Here is a 16,576-nt window from a genome sequence, read left to right as displayed (position 1 = left end):
GCTTAAATCTTATCTAAAATGAAATTTGTACGCTCTATAACGCTCAATTTGGGAACTTCAATTGGATCGTAACCATAGCGTTTGTAGGTAGTATAAAGATAAGACGAAATTTTTAAGGCTTCCTCAAAACTCTCGTAACGTTCGTTATCGCTAGTATAGATCTCTTTCCATGGAGGGAGTATAAAAATCTGGTCATAGCGATTGTTTTCACAGGTTTGATTGAATATTTCGGGATAATCAGTCCTGAAATAATCCATATAAGCAACCACATCGGGTAAACCACGATCTATAAAAATATGATCTGATTTTATTTCAGAAGCTTCGATATACTGATTCAGCCTGCCTTCTAAAAGTTTTTCACTAAATAGTAGTGGCTTTTCTAAAAATAACTGATCAATACCTTCTTGCTGAGCTTCAAGAGTGACCTGCCTGGATATCTCATGAAGACATTTTTTACCTTTCTCTTCGAGTTTATGGATGATGGATGATTTTCCGGTTCCCGGACCACCGGTGATGACAATTTTTTTATTTTTCACCTGGCAAATTTCGACAATTGAATTTGATTATAAAAATGGGATCATTCCTTGTATCTTTGCCAGGAATCGAAGAAGAAAATTATGAGCGAGTCTAAGAATCCGGAAGAGTTTTATGCAAAACTTAAAAAGCAGTTACAGGATACTGCGATGTGGCCATCAGAATATTTGTACAAATTCATTGTTCCTACCAAAGGAGATAAGATTGATGAGGTTGAAGCTATTTTTAATGATATGGGAGCGGTCATAGAGACCAAGCAATCTAAAAAAGGTACTTATACAAGTGTTTCTATAAATGTGAGAATGAAAAATCCCGATGCCGTAATAGAAAAATACCTGGAAGTAGCCAATAAAGTGGAGGGTGTGATTTCCCTCTAAGAGCTATAAAAGAATCTTTTTTCTTGTGCTCCTTTAGTAATATTTAGTATTTTGCAGGCAGGAGTAAACTTCAATAAATTACCTAATTAAACTTCAATTTTGACAAACGCATTAGAATATAACTCTGAAAGGAGTAAACTGATAATTCCTGAATATGGAAGACATCTTCAGAAAATGGTAGAACATACCGTGAGCATAGAAGATGATCAGGAAAGAAATAAGGTTGCTAATTCTATTATCGCAGTGATGGGGAATATGAATCCTCATTTACGCGATGTTCCAGATTTTCAACATAAGCTTTGGGATCAGCTATTTATTATAAGTGATTTTAAACTTAACGTAGACTCACCATTTCCGAAGCCTACAAGAGAAATGCTTGCTGAAAGACCTGAAATGCTTGAATATCCTGAAAACAACCCTAAGTATAGGTTTTACGGAAATAATATCAAGCGAATGATTGATGCGGCTAAAGATCTTGAAGAAGGTGATTTTAAAGAAGCTCTTGTTCTTACCATAGCCAATCATATGAAGAAATCCTATCTGAACTGGAACAGGGATTCGGTAGATGACGAGGTGATCTTTAATCACCTTAATGAACTTAGTAATGGTAAAATAAATCCTAAGAACATTGACGAAGATCTAAGTCAGGCCTCAGATCTTGTAAGAGGAGGAGGGGGAACTAAGAAGAAATACTCTAAGAGTCATAAAAAAACCGGCCGTAAAGGAGGTCGTAAACGCCACTAAACTCAATAATTTTTAATGGGAACTTTTCAAATTGAAGGCGGTCATCGTTTGAGCGGGGAAATTCAACCCCAGGGAGCAAAAAACGAAGCACTGCAAATCTTATGTGCTGTATTGTTAACTGATGAAACAGTTACTATAAATAATATTCCAGATATTCTTGATGTTAATAAACTAATCAATCTATTACGCAATCTGGGAGTTAAAGTTGAGCATACTGGAAAAGGGAGTTATACCTTTAAAAGTGATGAGCTTAATATGAACTATCTAAACAGTGAACAGTTTAAGGTAGACGGTGGAGGTCTTAGAGGTTCCATAATGATCGTAGGGCCTATGCTTGGGAGATTTGGGAAAGGTTATATTCCAAAACCGGGAGGTGATAAAATTGGAAGAAGAAGACTGGATACGCACTTCGAAGGTTTTATGAAATTGGGTGCTGAATTTCGATATAATAAGGAAGAAAGATTTTATGGAGTAGAAGCACCTGATGGATTAAAAGGTGATTTTATGCTTTTGGAAGAAGCTTCTGTAACCGGAACTGCTAATATTGTAATGGCAGCTGTTCTTGCTAAAGGCACTACAACCATTTATAATGCAGCTTGCGAACCATATCTTCAGCAATTATGCAATATGCTGAATTCTATGGGGGCTAAAATAAGCGGAGTAGGTTCTAACTTACTTACTATAGAAGGAGTAGAAAAGCTTGGCGGATGTGAACACAGGGTTCTTCCTGATATGGTTGAAATTGGATCGTGGATAGGTTTGGCTGCGATGACCAAAAGTAGTATTACTATAAAGAATGTAAACTGGGGAATGCTGGGTATTATTCCAACTACCTTCAGAAAGCTTGGAATAAAAGTTGAAAAGCAAGGAGATGATATTTATATCCCTGCACATGATGACGGATATGAGGTTCAAAGTTTTATTGACGGGTCTATTATGAATATAAGTGATGCTCCCTGGCCAGGTTTTACTCCAGATCTTTTAAGTATCATCCTGGTGGTTGCCACACAGGCAAGGGGAAGTGTGCTTATACATCAAAAAATGTTTGAGAGTAGACTGTTCTTTGTAGATAAACTCATAGATATGGGAGCGAAGATCATTCTTTGTGACCCACACAGAGCTACCGTTATTGGTCATGATTTTAAATCTCAGTTAAAAGCTACTACCATGACATCGCCAGATATTAGAGCCGGTATTTCTTTATTAATAGCAGCACTTTCAGCAAAAGGAACTTCTACTATTCATAATATAGAACAAATAGATAGAGGTTACGAGCATATTGTACAGCGTTTAAAAGGTATTGGAGCAAAAATTACAAGATTGGAATGATTTTGTAGGTTATTATATATCAAAAGAATAAAAAAGGCTGCTCATTTGAGCAGCCTTTTTTATTCCTATTCTGAAAAGTGCTATACTTCTTCAGTCTTGGCTTTTGCCTTATTTTCCTTATAGTGGAATAAATTTTTATCCTTGATCATGGCTGTTGTCTTTTCAGGCAGCATATCTTCCCAGCCTTCTTCGCCTTCAGAGATCATTTTTAAAACTTCCCTGGAATATACATTGAGAGTTTCAGGATTGTAGTTTTTGATGTCTTCTACGCGTCCATTATACTTAAAGAACTTATAGAGCTCCTTCATTCTTGGATGTACTTTTAAGCTATCGCTGGTTGTGATCTCGCCAGTTTCGGCATCTTTAAGAGGGTAGAGGTAAACCTTAAGATCTTTAAAAAATAATTTCCCGAAAGCTTCAAGAATACCACCGCTTAGGTGGCGATAGTATTTCTCATCAAATACATCAACCAGGTTTTGAACTCCCATGGTAAGACCCATTCTTTGTTTTGAATACCTGGAGAAATACTCTACTACCTTAAAGTATTCCTGGAAATTAGATATCATAACTGTTTGTCCAAGAGAACATAAGAGTTCTGCGCGATCCATAAAATCACGTTCGTCAATCTCACCTTCAGCTCGAAGATTAGATAAGGTAATCTCAAATATGATCTCAGTATTCTCTTCAGAAACCTTGCTCTCATTCAGGAACATTTCTTTAGATCGCTCGTACATATCCATATTTACCTTGGTAACCGGTCTAAAACTACCTCTTAGTGCCAGGATATTCTTTTTGTAAAGGATCTTTGCTGGAAGTACATTATTTCCGTCAGGTCCAAACATTACAGCCTCCGTCATTCCGTTCTTAACGAGCTGAAGACTCATAAGTCTATTATCTACATTTTCAAATCTGGGACCAGAAAAATTGATAGTATCAATCTCAATCTGATCTTTGTCGATATGATCATATAAGTATCTAAGTAATTTCTTAGGATTGTCGTACTTGTAATAAGCACCGTAAATAAGGTTAACTCCTAAAATCCCTAAAGTATTTTGCTGATGTCTGGCGTCATTTTCATGAAATCTTATGTGAAGAAGAATCTCGTTGTATTCTTCTCCAGGCTCCACCTGGTACCTGATTCCAACCCATCCATGACCTTTATATTTCTTGGCAAAATCTATGGTTGCCACTGTATTTGCGTAGGTAAAGAATAATTTATTAGGATGTTTTTCTCGGGAAATCCTTTCTTCAATAAGTCCGGTCTCATGGGCGAGCATTTTTTTTAATCTTGCCTCTGTAACATATCTACGGTCATTTTCAACCCCATAGATCGCATCACTAAAGTCTTTATCATAGGCACTCATTGCCTTTGCAATAGTTCCTGATGCCCCTCCAGCTCGGAAAAAATTACGCACTGTCTCCTGACCAGCACCAATCTCAGAAAATGTCCCGTAGATATTTTCATTTAAATTGATACGAAGGGCTTTGCTATTAATAGAAGGAACATTTTCAAATTCCTTATCGCCCATGATAGTAATTGGCATATTTTTCCTTTTAAATAAACAATGTTGTATGTATACTTCAAAAGTACTAAAAGCGGTAGGCATACAAAAAAATATATTTACTTTTGTGCTAAAAATAACACGGCTTGGACGTAACATTTTTAGGAACAGGAACATCACAGGGGATTCCAATTATTGGAAGTGAACATCCGGTATGCCTTAGTACAGACTCCAAAGACAAGAGGTTAAGGGTGTCTATTCTTATTACCTGGAACGATCTTAATATTCTTATAGATTGTGGCCCAGACTTCAGGCAGCAAATGCTTGCCAATAATGTTAAGAAACTCGATGCAATTTTCTATACACACGAGCATAATGACCATACCGCAGGCCTTGACGATATAAGACCTTTTTTTTTCAGACAGGGTGATATTCCCGTATATGCTCATAAAAGAGTATTAAGTGCACTTAGAAAACGCTTTGATTATATCTTTGCTACTGAAAATAAGTATCCAGGAGCACCCGGTGTCATTGAAAATATTATAGAGAATAAACCTTTCAATTTTCATGGTTTAACTGTAACCCCGGTTGAATTTATGCATAATAGATTACAGGTATTTGGGTTCAGGATGGAAGATTTTGCTTATTTAACAGATCTTAAATCTATTGAAGAAAAAGAAGTTGAGAAGTTGAGTGATCTAAAAGTTCTGGTAGTGAGCGCGCTGAGAATTGAGCCTCATCATTCTCATTTTAATCTAGAGGAAGCATTAGAATTTATTGAAAAAGTTAAGCCAGAACAGGCTTATCTAACACATATAAGCCATATGTTGGGGTTTCATGAAGAAGTGGAGAAAACCCTTCCAAAAAACGTTCATCTGGCTTTTGATAATTTAAAAATCACGGTTTAGCATGGGAAACAAGATATTGATGTATCTGTTCATTTTTACTCTTTTATTCTGCATTTTTATTTATGTAAATGATAAAAGAATATTGGATTCCAAACTGGAAAGGATAGAGAATCTTCAGGAGAAGCTGGAGCAAGTTGAAGCTGATGCTGAAAACTCAATGAACTCTACCAACAGTGAAGATTACTTCAGCCTGAAGAATAATGAAGACGCCATTACATATTTTGAGAATAAAGGCATTGATTATGATAATCTTATTCTAAGGATTGAAGATGCCATTATAAGTAAAAATAAGGCAGGGGAAGATAATCCACTTATTCCTGTGGATGGGATGGAAGGAGATATGCGCATTAATAAAATTAAAGTTTTAAACCACAAATGGGTTATTGCCGACTTTACTGATGGTACTTATTGGGGGGAAGTATTCTTAAGCTATGATGTAACCAAAGATGGTGACATTCAGTTTTTTACTGAAAAATCATTTATCTACCCACAATATTAAATTCGCTTTATTAGCCAGTCTTTAAATTCAAAGAAGTTTTGAGGAGCTACTCCATGTCCCACGGGAAATTCTGAATAGGAGTTTTCAATATCAAGTTCATCTAAAAAGGGTTTGGTCTTTCTAGCCCAATCTACAGGAATTACCTGGTCTACAGATCCGTGGGAGCAATAAAAACTCAAATTTGAAAAATCATTGTCTTCAAATCCTTTCGATATAATTCCTTTATTTACATACCCGCTTAAAGCGATTACATTCCTGATTTTTTGAGGATAGGAAAGGGCTACGGCATAGCTCAAGATACTTCCCTGACTAAACCCAAGAAGATTGATATTATCTGGATCTACCGGATATTTCTCTATCACTTCGTCAATAAAATCACGTATAGTGTCGCGGGAGGTGATGGCCTGTACATCATCACTAAATTTACCATCGTTATTATCCCAATGAATAGCATACCAGGCGTTTCCGTAGGGTTGCATGGTGTACGGGGCTTTGGCTGAAATGATAAACAAGTCTTCCGGTAATTCTTCAGCAAAAGAAAAAAGGTCGTTTTCATCGCTTCCGTACCCATGAAGAAGTATTAAAACCGGAGCTTTTGAAAGCTCTTTTTTAGGTTTTCTAATAATATGTTGCAGTGAAAATTCTGTAGTCATTATGTAATTGTACTAAACCATTTTTGAAATAGAGGTCCTAGAAAAGGGACCTCGCGTGTTTCTCCTTTTATTGCAGTAATAAGGCCATAACCCCATAATACAATAAAGCATACGTAAAAAGCGCCAATAATTAAGCCCTGATCAAACATGCCCATTAAAGCTCCTATGGCATAAAAAGTTATATTGATACCAAAGGCCTGTCTAATATGAAAACTGGCAAATCTGTCTTTGGTCTCTAGGTTCATAAAGTAAGCTATGATCGTGCCTATAATTGTAATATAGGCAACAATAGCAGTAGTTTTTGCCTGTCCCGTAATCTCCATTTTTTTATTAATTTATTTCAGAATAATTCCATTTTTAGTAATTACTCCCAGAGCTTTTCCCTTTAATTCCTTATGAAGGAAAATACTATTCTTTGAGGATGAAAGGATATCTTTTTCAGTAAAGCGGTATTTCTCACCAGGAATAAAAAGGCTTAAGTCTGCAACTTCTCCTTCCATGATCTTATAATCTTCAAGTTGAAATCGTTTTTTACCACTGCAAAGGATCTTAACAGCTTCATTTATTTCAAATTGAGTACATAAAGCACCAAAAGCAGATTCCAAACCAATACTGCCATAAAGTGCATTATCAAATTCCACTTTTTTATGTTCCACATCAATAGGATTATGATCTGTGGTAACCATATCTATAGTGCCATCTTTTAGACCCTTTATAAGAGCTTTGGCATCCTTCTTTGTCCTTAAGGGAGGCATTACTTTAGAATTCCCATCAAACTCCTTTAATTCATCATCATTAAGAACCAGATTATGAATTGCAACACTGCAACTTACATCCAGTCCTTTTTTCTTGGCTTCTTTAATGAGTTTGACAGATTTTTCGGTAGAAATAGTTGGAATATGTAACTTACCGCCAGTATATTCCAGCAAATAAAGATCTCTAGTGATTTGTAATTCTTCGGCAAGATTTGGGATCCCTTTCAAGCCAAGAGACGTACTGTTTTCATGTTCATTTACCATACCGTTGCCCGCGATCCTATTTTCCTGGGGATAACTTTGTATAAGGGCATCAAAATTCTGAGCATATTGCAATGCGATCTTTAGAAGATTAGGGTTGCGAAGAGGAGTTTTATAATCACCAAAACTTATTGCCCCGGCACCTTTCATGTCCAGTAATTCCGCCAGGTCTATACCTTCACTTTTATTGGTAAGCGCACCTATGGGGTAAAGCTGAACAGGGTGGCCATTGGCTTTTGCCTTGACTGCTGCAATACTCCCACTATGATCCAGCACTGGATTGGTATACGGATTCAAACCAACAGCACTAAAGCCAGATTTTCCGGCAGTATCCAATCCATTGGCAATTGTTTCTCTGTCTTCAAATCCAGGTTCGCCGAAACTTACGCTACTGTCAAACCAGCCACGAGAAACATGGAGGTTTTCAATATTAACTTCCTTATCTGCTTTCTCCTTTAGATTTTTGTCAATCTTTTTAATCACCCCATGATCAATAAATATATCAAGTTTTTTCTTGTGATGTTTGGAGGTGTCATCCAGGATTGTAATCGATTTTAAGAGTAGCTTCATTTGAGGAGTTTTATAAGTAGCATTTCGATGACTAAAAAGATCATGGCAAAAATAACAAACCATTTCCAAAGTGCCGTAATTTGAGAGGCTGCATTTGATTTGGAAAAATAATCTCTTACCGAATCATATATTTCAATATGATCTATTTTGGATAAATCAGCATAGCTGAGATCACTTTCGTTTCTATCATAGTTGAAACTAATATTGCCAATAGGAGAGGATGTATTCGATATTTCATAGTTCCCAGCTTCTAAAGAAATATTATTTGTACTAATTTCAACCCGATTGCCCAGGTTTTGTTGCTGAGGAATTACATTAACCTGCGATTTTGAAATATGTAATACCTGATCTTTTCCTATTTCTAACGGAATCTCAATAGTGCTCTCGCTGTTTGTTTTATAATAGAGCTCATTTTTCTTCAAAGAATTAAGACCAATTTGATAAAATACCGGGACTACTAATGGGGAGTTGATGAAGTTTGAGTTGGTAGTATTGAGTGCTGCAGTGAATAGGTAAATTGAATTTGTGCCTAAAAGAAATGCATGCCCATCCTGATATTTTAAAATGGAGCTGGAAGAATTTAGATTGTAAGAGTTCATAACCTTTGGATACTCAAAGTTTTCTGTTCTGTCTTCAAAAACATCCTGGAGTAAGGGGTGATCGTAAGTAATACTGGTAATTAACCTTTCTGCTGCCACTTTTTCACCAAATGCATTAAATCCAAAACTGTTCAAAATTTCAGAGTAATTAGTTGAATCTTCTGAAGGAATAATAATTATTGAAGTCCCTTTGCTATGAACATTATTTAAATTGTTTACAAGGGATGGAGAGATTTGATCAATTTCATTCAATATAATCAGGTTTGCCTCGTTTAGCTGATTGTAGTCAACCTGATTAGAAGTGAAATTTGAAATTTTAAATTCTGGCTCTGTATAGATCCTTTGTAGAAAACCAATTTCAGCATCAGCTATAATCACGGTTTTAATAGGATCACTTTTATTGATATTGAAAAATAGCTCGTTGTCATATTGAAGTCCAGAATCTTCGATTTCAATTTTACCCTTATTAATTTCTTTATTTTGAAGTCTGAAACTAATTGCTGCCTGTCCATTTTCGAATTTCGTAATCGTATTTCGTCCCAGTAAATCCTGATCGTCGAAAATTGAAATGCTTACCGGATCCTCTATGGCATTATTTGCCTTCAGTAAAATTCTTAGAGAGAGACTTTCTATATTAGAATCTTCAATATATGCACTGTCAATACTTATATTCATAATCTCGTCAGGCCTTTTATCTATAAAATGATAATTAACATTTTCAGGAGTTATTGCTGACGTAGATTCAGGAAAATTTTGAAAATCGGAGATGATGACCAGATTGTTTTCTGTATCAACAGAATTCTTAAAATATTTAGCTGTTTTTAGTTGAATTTGCCTAATATCGATTTGCTCACCTGTAAATTCAACCTCCTGAAGTTTCTTTCTTAGAACTGATGTTGAATGATTGAAATATTCAGAATTATTAGTAAAAACACCATATGAAATATCCTCCCGTAAATTATCCAGTAAATGATTTATAGATCTATGCAGTAAACTGGATTGCTCTGTGGTGGCCTGCATACTGAAAGAATTATCAAGATATATAAGTGTGTTTGCGTTAGCTAAAGCTTTGTCACTCGCCGGAATAAAGGGTTGAGCGAAAGCAAGAACGAGGCATGCGATCAATAATAACCGGGAAGTGAGGATTAAGAATTTCTTTAGTTTGGAACTTCTACGTGTCTCCTTAATTATCTTTTTTAAAAATTTTACATTGGTAAAATCTTCTTTTTGAAATTTTCTTAACCGGAATAAATGAACTAAAAGTGGAATTATTAGTAGAAACAGGGCATATAGTAATTCCGGATGTTGAAATTGCATATTCGGGAATAAGATTTCTCAAATATAGAAAATGAAAAGTGATTGGAGGTTAAAACCTTTTAATGCGGAATTTAAAATTACTTCCCTTTTCAGGCTCAGATTCTAAGGAAATACTTCCGCCCATAGATTCAATTAACTTTTTTACCGTCGCAAGACCAATTCCACTACCAAGATTTCCTTCTCGATCTACGGTTTCTAAAGTGGTAAATAAGTCGAATATATCATTGAACTTCTCTTCTGGAATACCTTTGCCATTATCTTTAACTTCAAAAAAGTAATATTCTTCATTCTTAGAAAATTCAATATGTACTTTTCTTATGTCCTTATCATTATATTTTAAAGCATTACTTAAAAGATTTAAAAAGACTTGCGTTAATGCAGCTTTATTAACATTGTGAAGCATCACATCATCTGGATAGGTGATCACAATATTATCAGCCACCTGGTAGAGATCTGTAATTCCTTTTAAAAGCTTTTTAAGATCTACATTGGTATAATCTTTTTCCATCACATGATCACTGCGATAAAAGCTTAAGATTCCATCTATATAATTGCGAAGAGAGTAGGAGGACTCTACCAGAAATTCTAAATACTGTTCTGTGTCTTCATCAAATTTGCCTTTATTCTCCTCTTTTAAAAGTTCGCTTAACGAAATAATATTTGCTAAAGGTGATTTTAGATCATGGGAAACAAGACTGGCAAATTTTTCAAGTTCTCTGTATTTTTCCTTCAATTTTGTCTGAACCTGATAAAGCTTATTTCTCTGTTTTCTGGATTCAAATAATTTCAGGGTTTGCTGTGCTAAAGCATATAAAGCTCGTTCTTGCTCTTCAGATAATGTTTTTTCTTCTGTATCAAAAATACAGAACACCGCTATCGTATGTCCCTGGGGGTTATGCAGTGGTACCCCAGCGTAAAAAGAGAATTCACGGTCATAGATACCTTTTGCTTTTGAAAAAATCTCAGGATCCTGAGATCTGTTTAAGAGAAGAATAGGTTTATCTGCATGGATGGCCTTTTCACAAAATGAATTTTTCCTGTCTATTTCTTTTATTTCGGCGCCATAAACGGACTTATTCCAAATCCTGTCTTTATCTACAATACTTATTTTTGCCACCGGCACCTCACAGATAGCGGCAGCAAGAAACGTAAGATTATCATAATCTTCGTCTGGCCCTGAATTTAAAATATTATACTCCTTTAATGCAGCCCTTCTAAGCTTCTCATTAAAAGGAACTAGTTTGTGTTGCATCGCCCCAATTAGAATCTTTTTTTAAAGTTATTTAAAAAAAAATAAGATTTACCCAAAAAAATCCTAATCTACTGTTTCCTGACGTTTTATGCTGAATTCAAAAAGTGTTCCTCTATCTACATCAGAGGTTAGGTGAATGTTTCCACCAAGGCTTTCAATCAATTTTTTAACCGTAGAAAGACCAATTCCATGACCTTTCTTTCCCTTTCGGTCTTTTGCAGCTATGGTTGTAAAAAGATCAAATATTTGATTTTGCTTATCCAGAGGAATTCCAATTCCATTATCGCTAATGCTAAAATTAAAGAACTCACGATTCTCTGTACAATCTATTTCAATGATTATCTTCTCGTTACTATTATACTTTAAGCTATTGCTTATGAGATTCATAAAAACCTGACCTAGAGCTGCGCTGTTCCCAAAGATTTTTAAGTTGTTATCTGGAAGGTTTATTTCGCAATTTTCTGCGATCTGCAATAAGTCTATGATATCCTCAAGAAGATCGTTAAGAAAAAATTCTTCATGGACACCAGAATGCGCTTTATTACTGGAGTAGTGATCTAATAATCCATTTATATAATCACTAAGTGTAAGCCCTGAATCTTTGAGATAATTGATGTACTCAAGTCCCTGGCTGTCTAATTGATTGGCATATTTTACCTTTAGCATATCTGCTGTTAGTATCATATTGGCCAATGGCATTTTTAAATCATGAGAAACGGTACTTGCAAATTCTTTAAGGATTCTGTTGTTCTCGTCTAGTTCTAATTTTAAGTTTTCAAGAGCCTTATTTTTTCTACGAGATTCAAAAAGCATTTCAACCTGCTTGCCTAATGCCTTTAAGGCTATCTTTTGATTTTTGTCTAAATGGTGTTCTTTAGAATCGTATACGCAAAGGGTTCCCATAGGAAAACCTTTATGGTCCAATAGTGAAATTCCGGCATAATAGTTTATGCGTGCTTCACTGGTTACAAATGGATTGTCCTTAAATCGCTCATCCTTAGAAGCGTTGGGGATTTCTAAAAATGTTTCAGGTTCCAGGATGGTATGGCCACAGAAAGAATCTTCTCTGGATGAACCACCAAGCTCAGTTCCAAATTTAGATTTGAACCAGTTATGATCTGAATCTATAATATTTATAACAGCAATGGGCGTTTTACAAATATAACTCGCTAATTGAGTAATACTGTCATAGGCATCTTCTGGCAAACTGTCAATAATCTCCAGCTCCCTTAGAGACTCAAGTCTTTGTGCTTCGTTAATTGGTATTGCAGGACTAATCATTGCTGAGAATTTTCAGGTGTTAAAGAAAACTAAAATTATTGAAAAAATCAAGGTTTAAAATTGTCCTTTTTCAAAGACACCCAGCCCGAATAATGCAAAATCATATTTAACCGGATCAGCAGGATCTAATTGTCTTAAACTATTGTCTAATTCGGCTAAAGCTTTTGAATCATTCATTTTTCGCTGCACTAATCCCAATTTCCTTGCCACATTTCCTGAATGAACATCCAAAGGACAGGAAAGTTGGGCTGAAGACAAACTTCTCCATAATCCAAAGTCTACTCCTTTTTCGTCATTCCTAACCATCCAGCGTAAAAACATATTAATGCGTTTTGCTGCAGATTTCTTTACTGGATCACTTACATGTTTCTCTGTTCTTCTTTGATGGGGTAACTCAAAAAAGGTATTCTTGAATTGATGAATGGCTGGCTGTAGTGTGTTTTCTGATGCATTTGCTTTAAAAACACTCTCTATTCCTCCATGTTTTGAATAGATATTGTTTAGAGCCTTGATAAAATATTTTAGATCTTCAGAATTAAAGGTTCTATGTACAAAGCCGTCAAGATTCTTGAGATCTTTTTCCTCATGATTTATAATAAACTCATAAGGACTCATATCCATGAGCTGCATGAGTTTTTTTGAATTTTTCAAAATACTCTTTCTATTGCCCCATGCAATAGTAGCAGTAAGAAAACCCGAGATTTCAATATCTTCTTTTTTTTGAAATAAATGTGGGATTTGAACAGGATCAGATTCAATAAATTTTGGGGTGTTGTATTGTTCCACTTTAAAATCGAGAAAAGATTTCAGTTCAGATGTATTCAAAAAAACTTAGAATTTAGGGTTTATATTATCTCGCCGTCTACCATAGTGAGTTTCCTGTCGGCCATATTAGCAAGTTCTTCATTATGCGTAACGATAACAAAAGTCTGCTCAAATTCGTCTCTAAGCTGGAAAAATAACTTATGAAGATTTTCAGCAGATTCACTATCTAGATTTCCTGAGGGTTCATCGGCAAAGATCACAGCCGGATTATTGACCAAACTTCTGGCAACAGCTATTCTTTGTTGCTCTCCACCACTAAGTTCTCCGGGTTTATGGGAAGCTCTGTTCTCAAGCCCTAGAAAACTTAAAAGCTCCATGGCTCTTTTTTCAGCTTCCTTTCGAGGGGTCTTATGTATAAATGCCGGGATACAAATATTCTCCAGTGCTGTAAACTCTGGTAATAACTGGTGAAACTGAAAGATAAAACCAATATGTTTATTTCTGAATTTGGACAGCTCCCGGGATTTTAACCCGTAGATATTGGTGCCATTAATCCTGAGCTCAGAATTTTTCTTTTTAGAAGGCTTATCTAAAGTACCCATTATTTGTAACAGGGTTGTTTTTCCTGCTCCAGAAGCACCTACTATAGATACGATCTCACTTTTTTTTATATGAAGATCTACAGCTTTTAGAACATGTAGGTCTCCGTAATATTTATGAATGTTTTTGGCAATGATCATTTACGAAAAATAAGTGCACCGAAATTAGCCAAATTAGGCAGATTCCCCAACTTTAACCACGTAATAAGTTCTTAATTCTATTATAATCTATAAAATAAACTACACGTAAGCTTAGGTTGTGTCGCGCCGGTTGGGCAAAGAGCCTATCTAAACTATCATTAAAACCTAGATAGCTAAGCTTATCATTATTAAAGATGGCATTTCTATAGAGTAAAACAGCCTCACTTCCAGGTGCAAACTGCCACCTGTAGCTCAAATCCAGGTTCCAGATATTAAAATTGGCATTAGGATTATTCTCATCGGTAATTTCATAATCAAAAGGAGCTAATTCTCCTTCTTGTTGCAATTGGGTATAACTATTTTCCTTAAAACTGGCTGTAGACCAGAAATGTCTGAAACTTAAATTTAATCCCTGTTTTGTATTGAAATTATAACTTCCGTTCAGGGAGTTTTCAAGGCTCTTCTGATCTCTCAGTCCAAAGATTATTTGATTATCTAAGCGATTTACAAAACTCGACCTGTCATTTTGATAAGAATATTCAAATTCATAGATCATATTAAATTTGTCGCTGAAACGATACCTTGGTTCTATACTAAGTTTAAAATTGCTTTGAGAAGATTTGTAATATTCTTCAATAGAAACTCTAATATCGTAGGCAAAGGTTTTTCTATAATCGGTAGAAACAAAAGCACTGGCAGTGCCGAAAGGTTTATAAAGAACATAGGTATTATCAGATCTGGGTTCAAAGTAATCTCTGAATTCTGAGTTAATGTCCATAGATCCCCCAAAAGCAAATCTCTCTCTCGTGCTTGCAAAAAATTCACCTCCAACGCCGGTATTAACAGGGACGTCTGGTCTATATCTTCTAAGATGCTGTCCGTAAAGGCCTATTCTATAATTGTTATAATTTCCTTTTGGTTCAAATATTTGATACGAAGCATTCCAGGAAAAGTTGTTGTAATTATTGGTGAAATTTATCCCAAGATCATTAATGTCGTAGGTTTCATTAGCGAATTCATTCGCCAGGCTATAGCGAATATTTCCTTTTGTTCGTTTCACTGCAAGAAAAGAAGCAAATCCCGTCTTATTTTGTTCGGGTAGATTAACATTACTCATTTTTGCCTGACCTTCGAAATTAAAAGAATTTTGTTTGTTATAAATGTCAAATAAAAACCCTGTAACATTCCCATCTCTAAAACGGCCATTTCTGGTAACATTGGTATTTATAAGTGATATGGAAGAATTTTTATTGAATCGTTGATCTAATACAACAATATTATAATTAGCAACAGATTCGGTTATTTCACGCCTCGTATTTCCTGAAATGGTATCTCGAAATATAGCTTCCTGTTTGTTGGTGATCGCATTAAAAAAGCCTATACCCAAACCCCTGTCTGTTCTTCCAGAAACTTTCAGCGCATTTAAAAGATCTGTTTTATCTGGATTTTCAAGGATCTCTTCATTTTCAAGGGCCAGAGCCTGAACTTTATTAAACCCAATTGGAGTACTTCCAACTCTTCGGGAATAAAAAAGGTCACCTTTGTTAAATAACTCTGTTCCTTCAGTGAAGAAAGCCCTGTTTTCACCAAATACCTGCTCAAAGGGTCCAAGATTTAGTTCTACTTCATCAAAAGCAGTCTGTCCAAAGTCAGGAACCAGAGTCATATCCAAAGTAAAAGAATCATTAATCCCGTACTTTAGATCCATACCTGCATTAAAATTGAAATCTGTATTCCCATCAAATTGATCTACAGCCATCGAAGTAAATGGATATAAACTAAGGCGAACAGGAGGATCTATATTTGATATTCCGAAAAGTAGCCCGGTGTACTGACTTAATTGTCCAGTAGATTTGTCAACATAGTTCCAGACATAAGTAGAATTTAAATGCGTAATCTCCCTGGCAAACTGCATTCCCCATAATTGTGCTGGTTTTTCCGGAAATCTAAGGGCTGAATAAGGGATCTTCATTTCTACATACCATCCATTCTCATCCTGTGAAACTGCCGACTCCCATACTACATTATAGGCATAGTCTTCATTATTCCCGGTCATTCTGGCATCTGCCTGCGTTCCTGCGGTGGTAACGATAAATCTTGTTTGATTCTCGCCATCATCATATGTATTGATGTCCATCAAAAAAAACTCAGATTGATTTATATTATCCCTTTGTGTAAACTGGCGCATGGTTTTTTCAGGATTACTTTCTTTCATAACCGCAGCCACGTAGATCGCTTCGTCATCATAAAGTATTTTGGCTGTAGTATTATGAGATTCTGGAATTGCTTCACCATCCCCGGGTTCCACCATTACAAAATTATCAGCGGTATCTGTATTTTGCCAAACCTCCTCATTTGGATATCCATCAATCTTTGGGGGATTTTCAATTCTTAGAGTATGATAAACTTTTCTGGTTTGCAAGGTGTTTTGAGAGTAAGAACATAAACAGGAACTGAAAAGAATTAAAAATAATATTCGATTTAGAAGCA

The 16,576-nt window shown here is 35.5% G+C and carries 16 protein-coding genes; 5 read left to right on the top strand and 11 right to left on the bottom strand.

Going from position 1 to position 16,576, the window contains the following annotated elements:
- Window positions 1–2: 2 nt before the first annotated feature.
- Entirely contained in the window at window positions 3–536 is a 534-nt protein-coding gene (locus BLT95_RS04105; RefSeq protein ID WP_089664869.1) for an ATP-binding protein, read from the bottom strand.
- An 81-nt stretch (window positions 537–617) separates the two neighbouring features.
- Between BLT95_RS04105 and BLT95_RS04100 the strand changes: the two genes are divergently transcribed.
- The 3 genes from BLT95_RS04100 to murA all read left to right on the top strand — a co-directional run bounded on the left by BLT95_RS04100 (window position 618) and on the right by murA (window position 2,984).
- Complete coding sequence (locus BLT95_RS04100; protein WP_089664868.1) at window positions 618–911, top strand: DUF493 family protein; 294 nt, start codon at window positions 618–620, stop codon at window positions 909–911.
- Window positions 912–1,010: 99 nt separating this feature from the next.
- Window positions 1,011–1,655 carry a DUF4290 domain-containing protein gene (locus BLT95_RS04095; RefSeq protein WP_089664867.1) on the top strand — a complete coding sequence of 215 codons (645 nt, stop codon included), beginning with the start codon at window positions 1,011–1,013 and terminating at the stop codon, window positions 1,653–1,655.
- A 15-nt stretch (window positions 1,656–1,670) separates the two neighbouring features.
- Complete coding sequence (gene murA, locus BLT95_RS04090) at window positions 1,671–2,984, top strand: UDP-N-acetylglucosamine 1-carboxyvinyltransferase (protein WP_089664866.1); 1,314 nt, start codon at window positions 1,671–1,673, stop codon at window positions 2,982–2,984.
- A gap of 80 nt (window positions 2,985–3,064) precedes the next feature.
- Here the strand turns inward: murA and BLT95_RS04085 are convergent, their stop codons facing one another.
- Entirely contained in the window at window positions 3,065–4,528 is a 1,464-nt protein-coding gene (locus BLT95_RS04085) for a nicotinate-nucleotide adenylyltransferase (protein WP_089666841.1), read from the bottom strand.
- Between the two features lie 104 nt (window positions 4,529–4,632).
- On the opposite strand from BLT95_RS04085, the gene BLT95_RS04080 reads away from it, so the two are divergent.
- Together BLT95_RS04080 and BLT95_RS04075 are read left to right on the top strand one after the other, a co-directional pair.
- Window positions 4,633–5,394, top strand: coding sequence for an MBL fold metallo-hydrolase (locus BLT95_RS04080; protein ID WP_089664865.1), 762 nt, complete (start codon window positions 4,633–4,635; stop codon window positions 5,392–5,394).
- A 1-nt stretch (window position 5,395) separates the two neighbouring features.
- Entirely contained in the window at window positions 5,396–5,893 is a 498-nt protein-coding gene (locus BLT95_RS04075; protein WP_089664864.1) for a hypothetical protein, read from the top strand.
- Here the strand turns inward: BLT95_RS04075 and BLT95_RS04070 are convergent.
- The 9 genes from BLT95_RS04070 to BLT95_RS04030 all read right to left on the bottom strand — a co-directional run bounded on the left by BLT95_RS04070 (window position 5,890) and on the right by BLT95_RS04030 (window position 16,508).
- A complete protein-coding gene (locus BLT95_RS04070; protein WP_089664863.1) occupies window positions 5,890–6,546 on the bottom strand; it encodes an alpha/beta fold hydrolase in 657 nt (218 codons plus the stop codon). The two genes, BLT95_RS04075 and BLT95_RS04070, sit on opposite strands and share 4 nt — an antisense overlap.
- Window positions 6,546–6,869, bottom strand: a complete 324-nt coding sequence (locus BLT95_RS04065; RefSeq protein ID WP_089664862.1) for a hypothetical protein — start codon at window positions 6,867–6,869, stop codon at window positions 6,546–6,548. The genes BLT95_RS04070 and BLT95_RS04065 overlap by 1 nt, the downstream gene beginning before the upstream one ends.
- Before the next feature lie 12 nt (window positions 6,870–6,881).
- Window positions 6,882–8,132, bottom strand: coding sequence for a dihydroorotase (locus tag BLT95_RS04060; RefSeq protein ID WP_089664861.1), 1,251 nt, complete (start codon window positions 8,130–8,132; stop codon window positions 6,882–6,884).
- On the bottom strand, window positions 8,129–10,048 hold the full coding sequence (locus tag BLT95_RS04055) for a BatA domain-containing protein (protein WP_089664860.1): 1,920 nt from the start codon (window positions 10,046–10,048) through the stop codon (window positions 8,129–8,131). Before BLT95_RS04055 ends, BLT95_RS04060 begins: the two co-directional genes overlap by 4 nt.
- Window positions 10,049–10,097: 49 nt before the next feature.
- Window positions 10,098–11,300, bottom strand: a complete 1,203-nt coding sequence (locus tag BLT95_RS04050) for a GAF domain-containing sensor histidine kinase (RefSeq protein WP_089664859.1) — start codon at window positions 11,298–11,300, stop codon at window positions 10,098–10,100.
- Between the two features lie 63 nt (window positions 11,301–11,363).
- Window positions 11,364–12,581, bottom strand: a complete 1,218-nt coding sequence (locus BLT95_RS04045; RefSeq protein ID WP_089664858.1) for a GAF domain-containing sensor histidine kinase — start codon at window positions 12,579–12,581, stop codon at window positions 11,364–11,366.
- 54 nt (window positions 12,582–12,635) lie between these two features.
- Window positions 12,636–13,406, bottom strand: coding sequence for a TIGR02757 family protein (locus BLT95_RS04040; RefSeq protein ID WP_089664857.1), 771 nt, complete (start codon window positions 13,404–13,406; stop codon window positions 12,636–12,638).
- A gap of 20 nt (window positions 13,407–13,426) precedes the next feature.
- Complete coding sequence (locus tag BLT95_RS04035; RefSeq protein ID WP_089664856.1) at window positions 13,427–14,086, bottom strand: ABC transporter ATP-binding protein; 660 nt, start codon at window positions 14,084–14,086, stop codon at window positions 13,427–13,429.
- Between the two features lie 52 nt (window positions 14,087–14,138).
- Window positions 14,139–16,508, bottom strand: a complete 2,370-nt coding sequence (locus tag BLT95_RS04030; protein ID WP_231896409.1) for a DUF5916 domain-containing protein — start codon at window positions 16,506–16,508, stop codon at window positions 14,139–14,141.
- Window positions 16,509–16,576 lie beyond the last annotated feature (68 nt).

The organism is Gramella sp. MAR_2010_147, assembly GCF_900105135.1.
GTDB lineage: Bacteria > Bacteroidota > Bacteroidia > Flavobacteriales > Flavobacteriaceae > Christiangramia.
The sequence above is the reverse complement of the archived record's forward strand: the minus strand, read 5'-3'. Positions and strand labels throughout refer to the sequence as shown.

What these genes read in the sequence shown, in the direction of transcription:
- BLT95_RS04100 (WP_089664868.1), top strand. Translation starts at nt 618, where the DNA reads ATGAGCGAGTCTAAGAATCCGGAAGAGTTTTATGCAAAACTTAAAAAG.
- murA (WP_089664866.1), top strand. Translation starts at nt 1,671, where the DNA reads ATGGGAACTTTTCAAATTGAAGGCGGTCATCGTTTGAGCGGGGAAATT.
- BLT95_RS04085 (WP_089666841.1), bottom strand. Translation starts at nt 4,528, where the DNA reads ATGCCAATTACTATCATGGGCGATAAGGAATTTGAAAATGTTCCTTCT.
- BLT95_RS04075 (WP_089664864.1), top strand. Translation starts at nt 5,396, where the DNA reads ATGGGAAACAAGATATTGATGTATCTGTTCATTTTTACTCTTTTATTC.
- BLT95_RS04070 (WP_089664863.1), bottom strand. Translation starts at nt 6,546, where the DNA reads ATGACTACAGAATTTTCACTGCAACATATTATTAGAAAACCTAAAAAA.
- BLT95_RS04065 (WP_089664862.1), bottom strand. Translation starts at nt 6,869, where the DNA reads ATGGAGATTACGGGACAGGCAAAAACTACTGCTATTGTTGCCTATATT.
- BLT95_RS04060 (WP_089664861.1), bottom strand. Translation starts at nt 8,132, where the DNA reads ATGAAGCTACTCTTAAAATCGATTACAATCCTGGATGACACCTCCAAA.
- BLT95_RS04055 (WP_089664860.1), bottom strand. Translation starts at nt 10,048, where the DNA reads ATGCAATTTCAACATCCGGAATTACTATATGCCCTGTTTCTACTAATA.
- BLT95_RS04050 (WP_089664859.1), bottom strand. Translation starts at nt 11,300, where the DNA reads ATGCAACACAAACTAGTTCCTTTTAATGAGAAGCTTAGAAGGGCTGCA.
- BLT95_RS04045 (WP_089664858.1), bottom strand. Translation starts at nt 12,581, where the DNA reads ATGATTAGTCCTGCAATACCAATTAACGAAGCACAAAGACTTGAGTCT.
- BLT95_RS04035 (WP_089664856.1), bottom strand. Translation starts at nt 14,086, where the DNA reads ATGATCATTGCCAAAAACATTCATAAATATTACGGAGACCTACATGTT.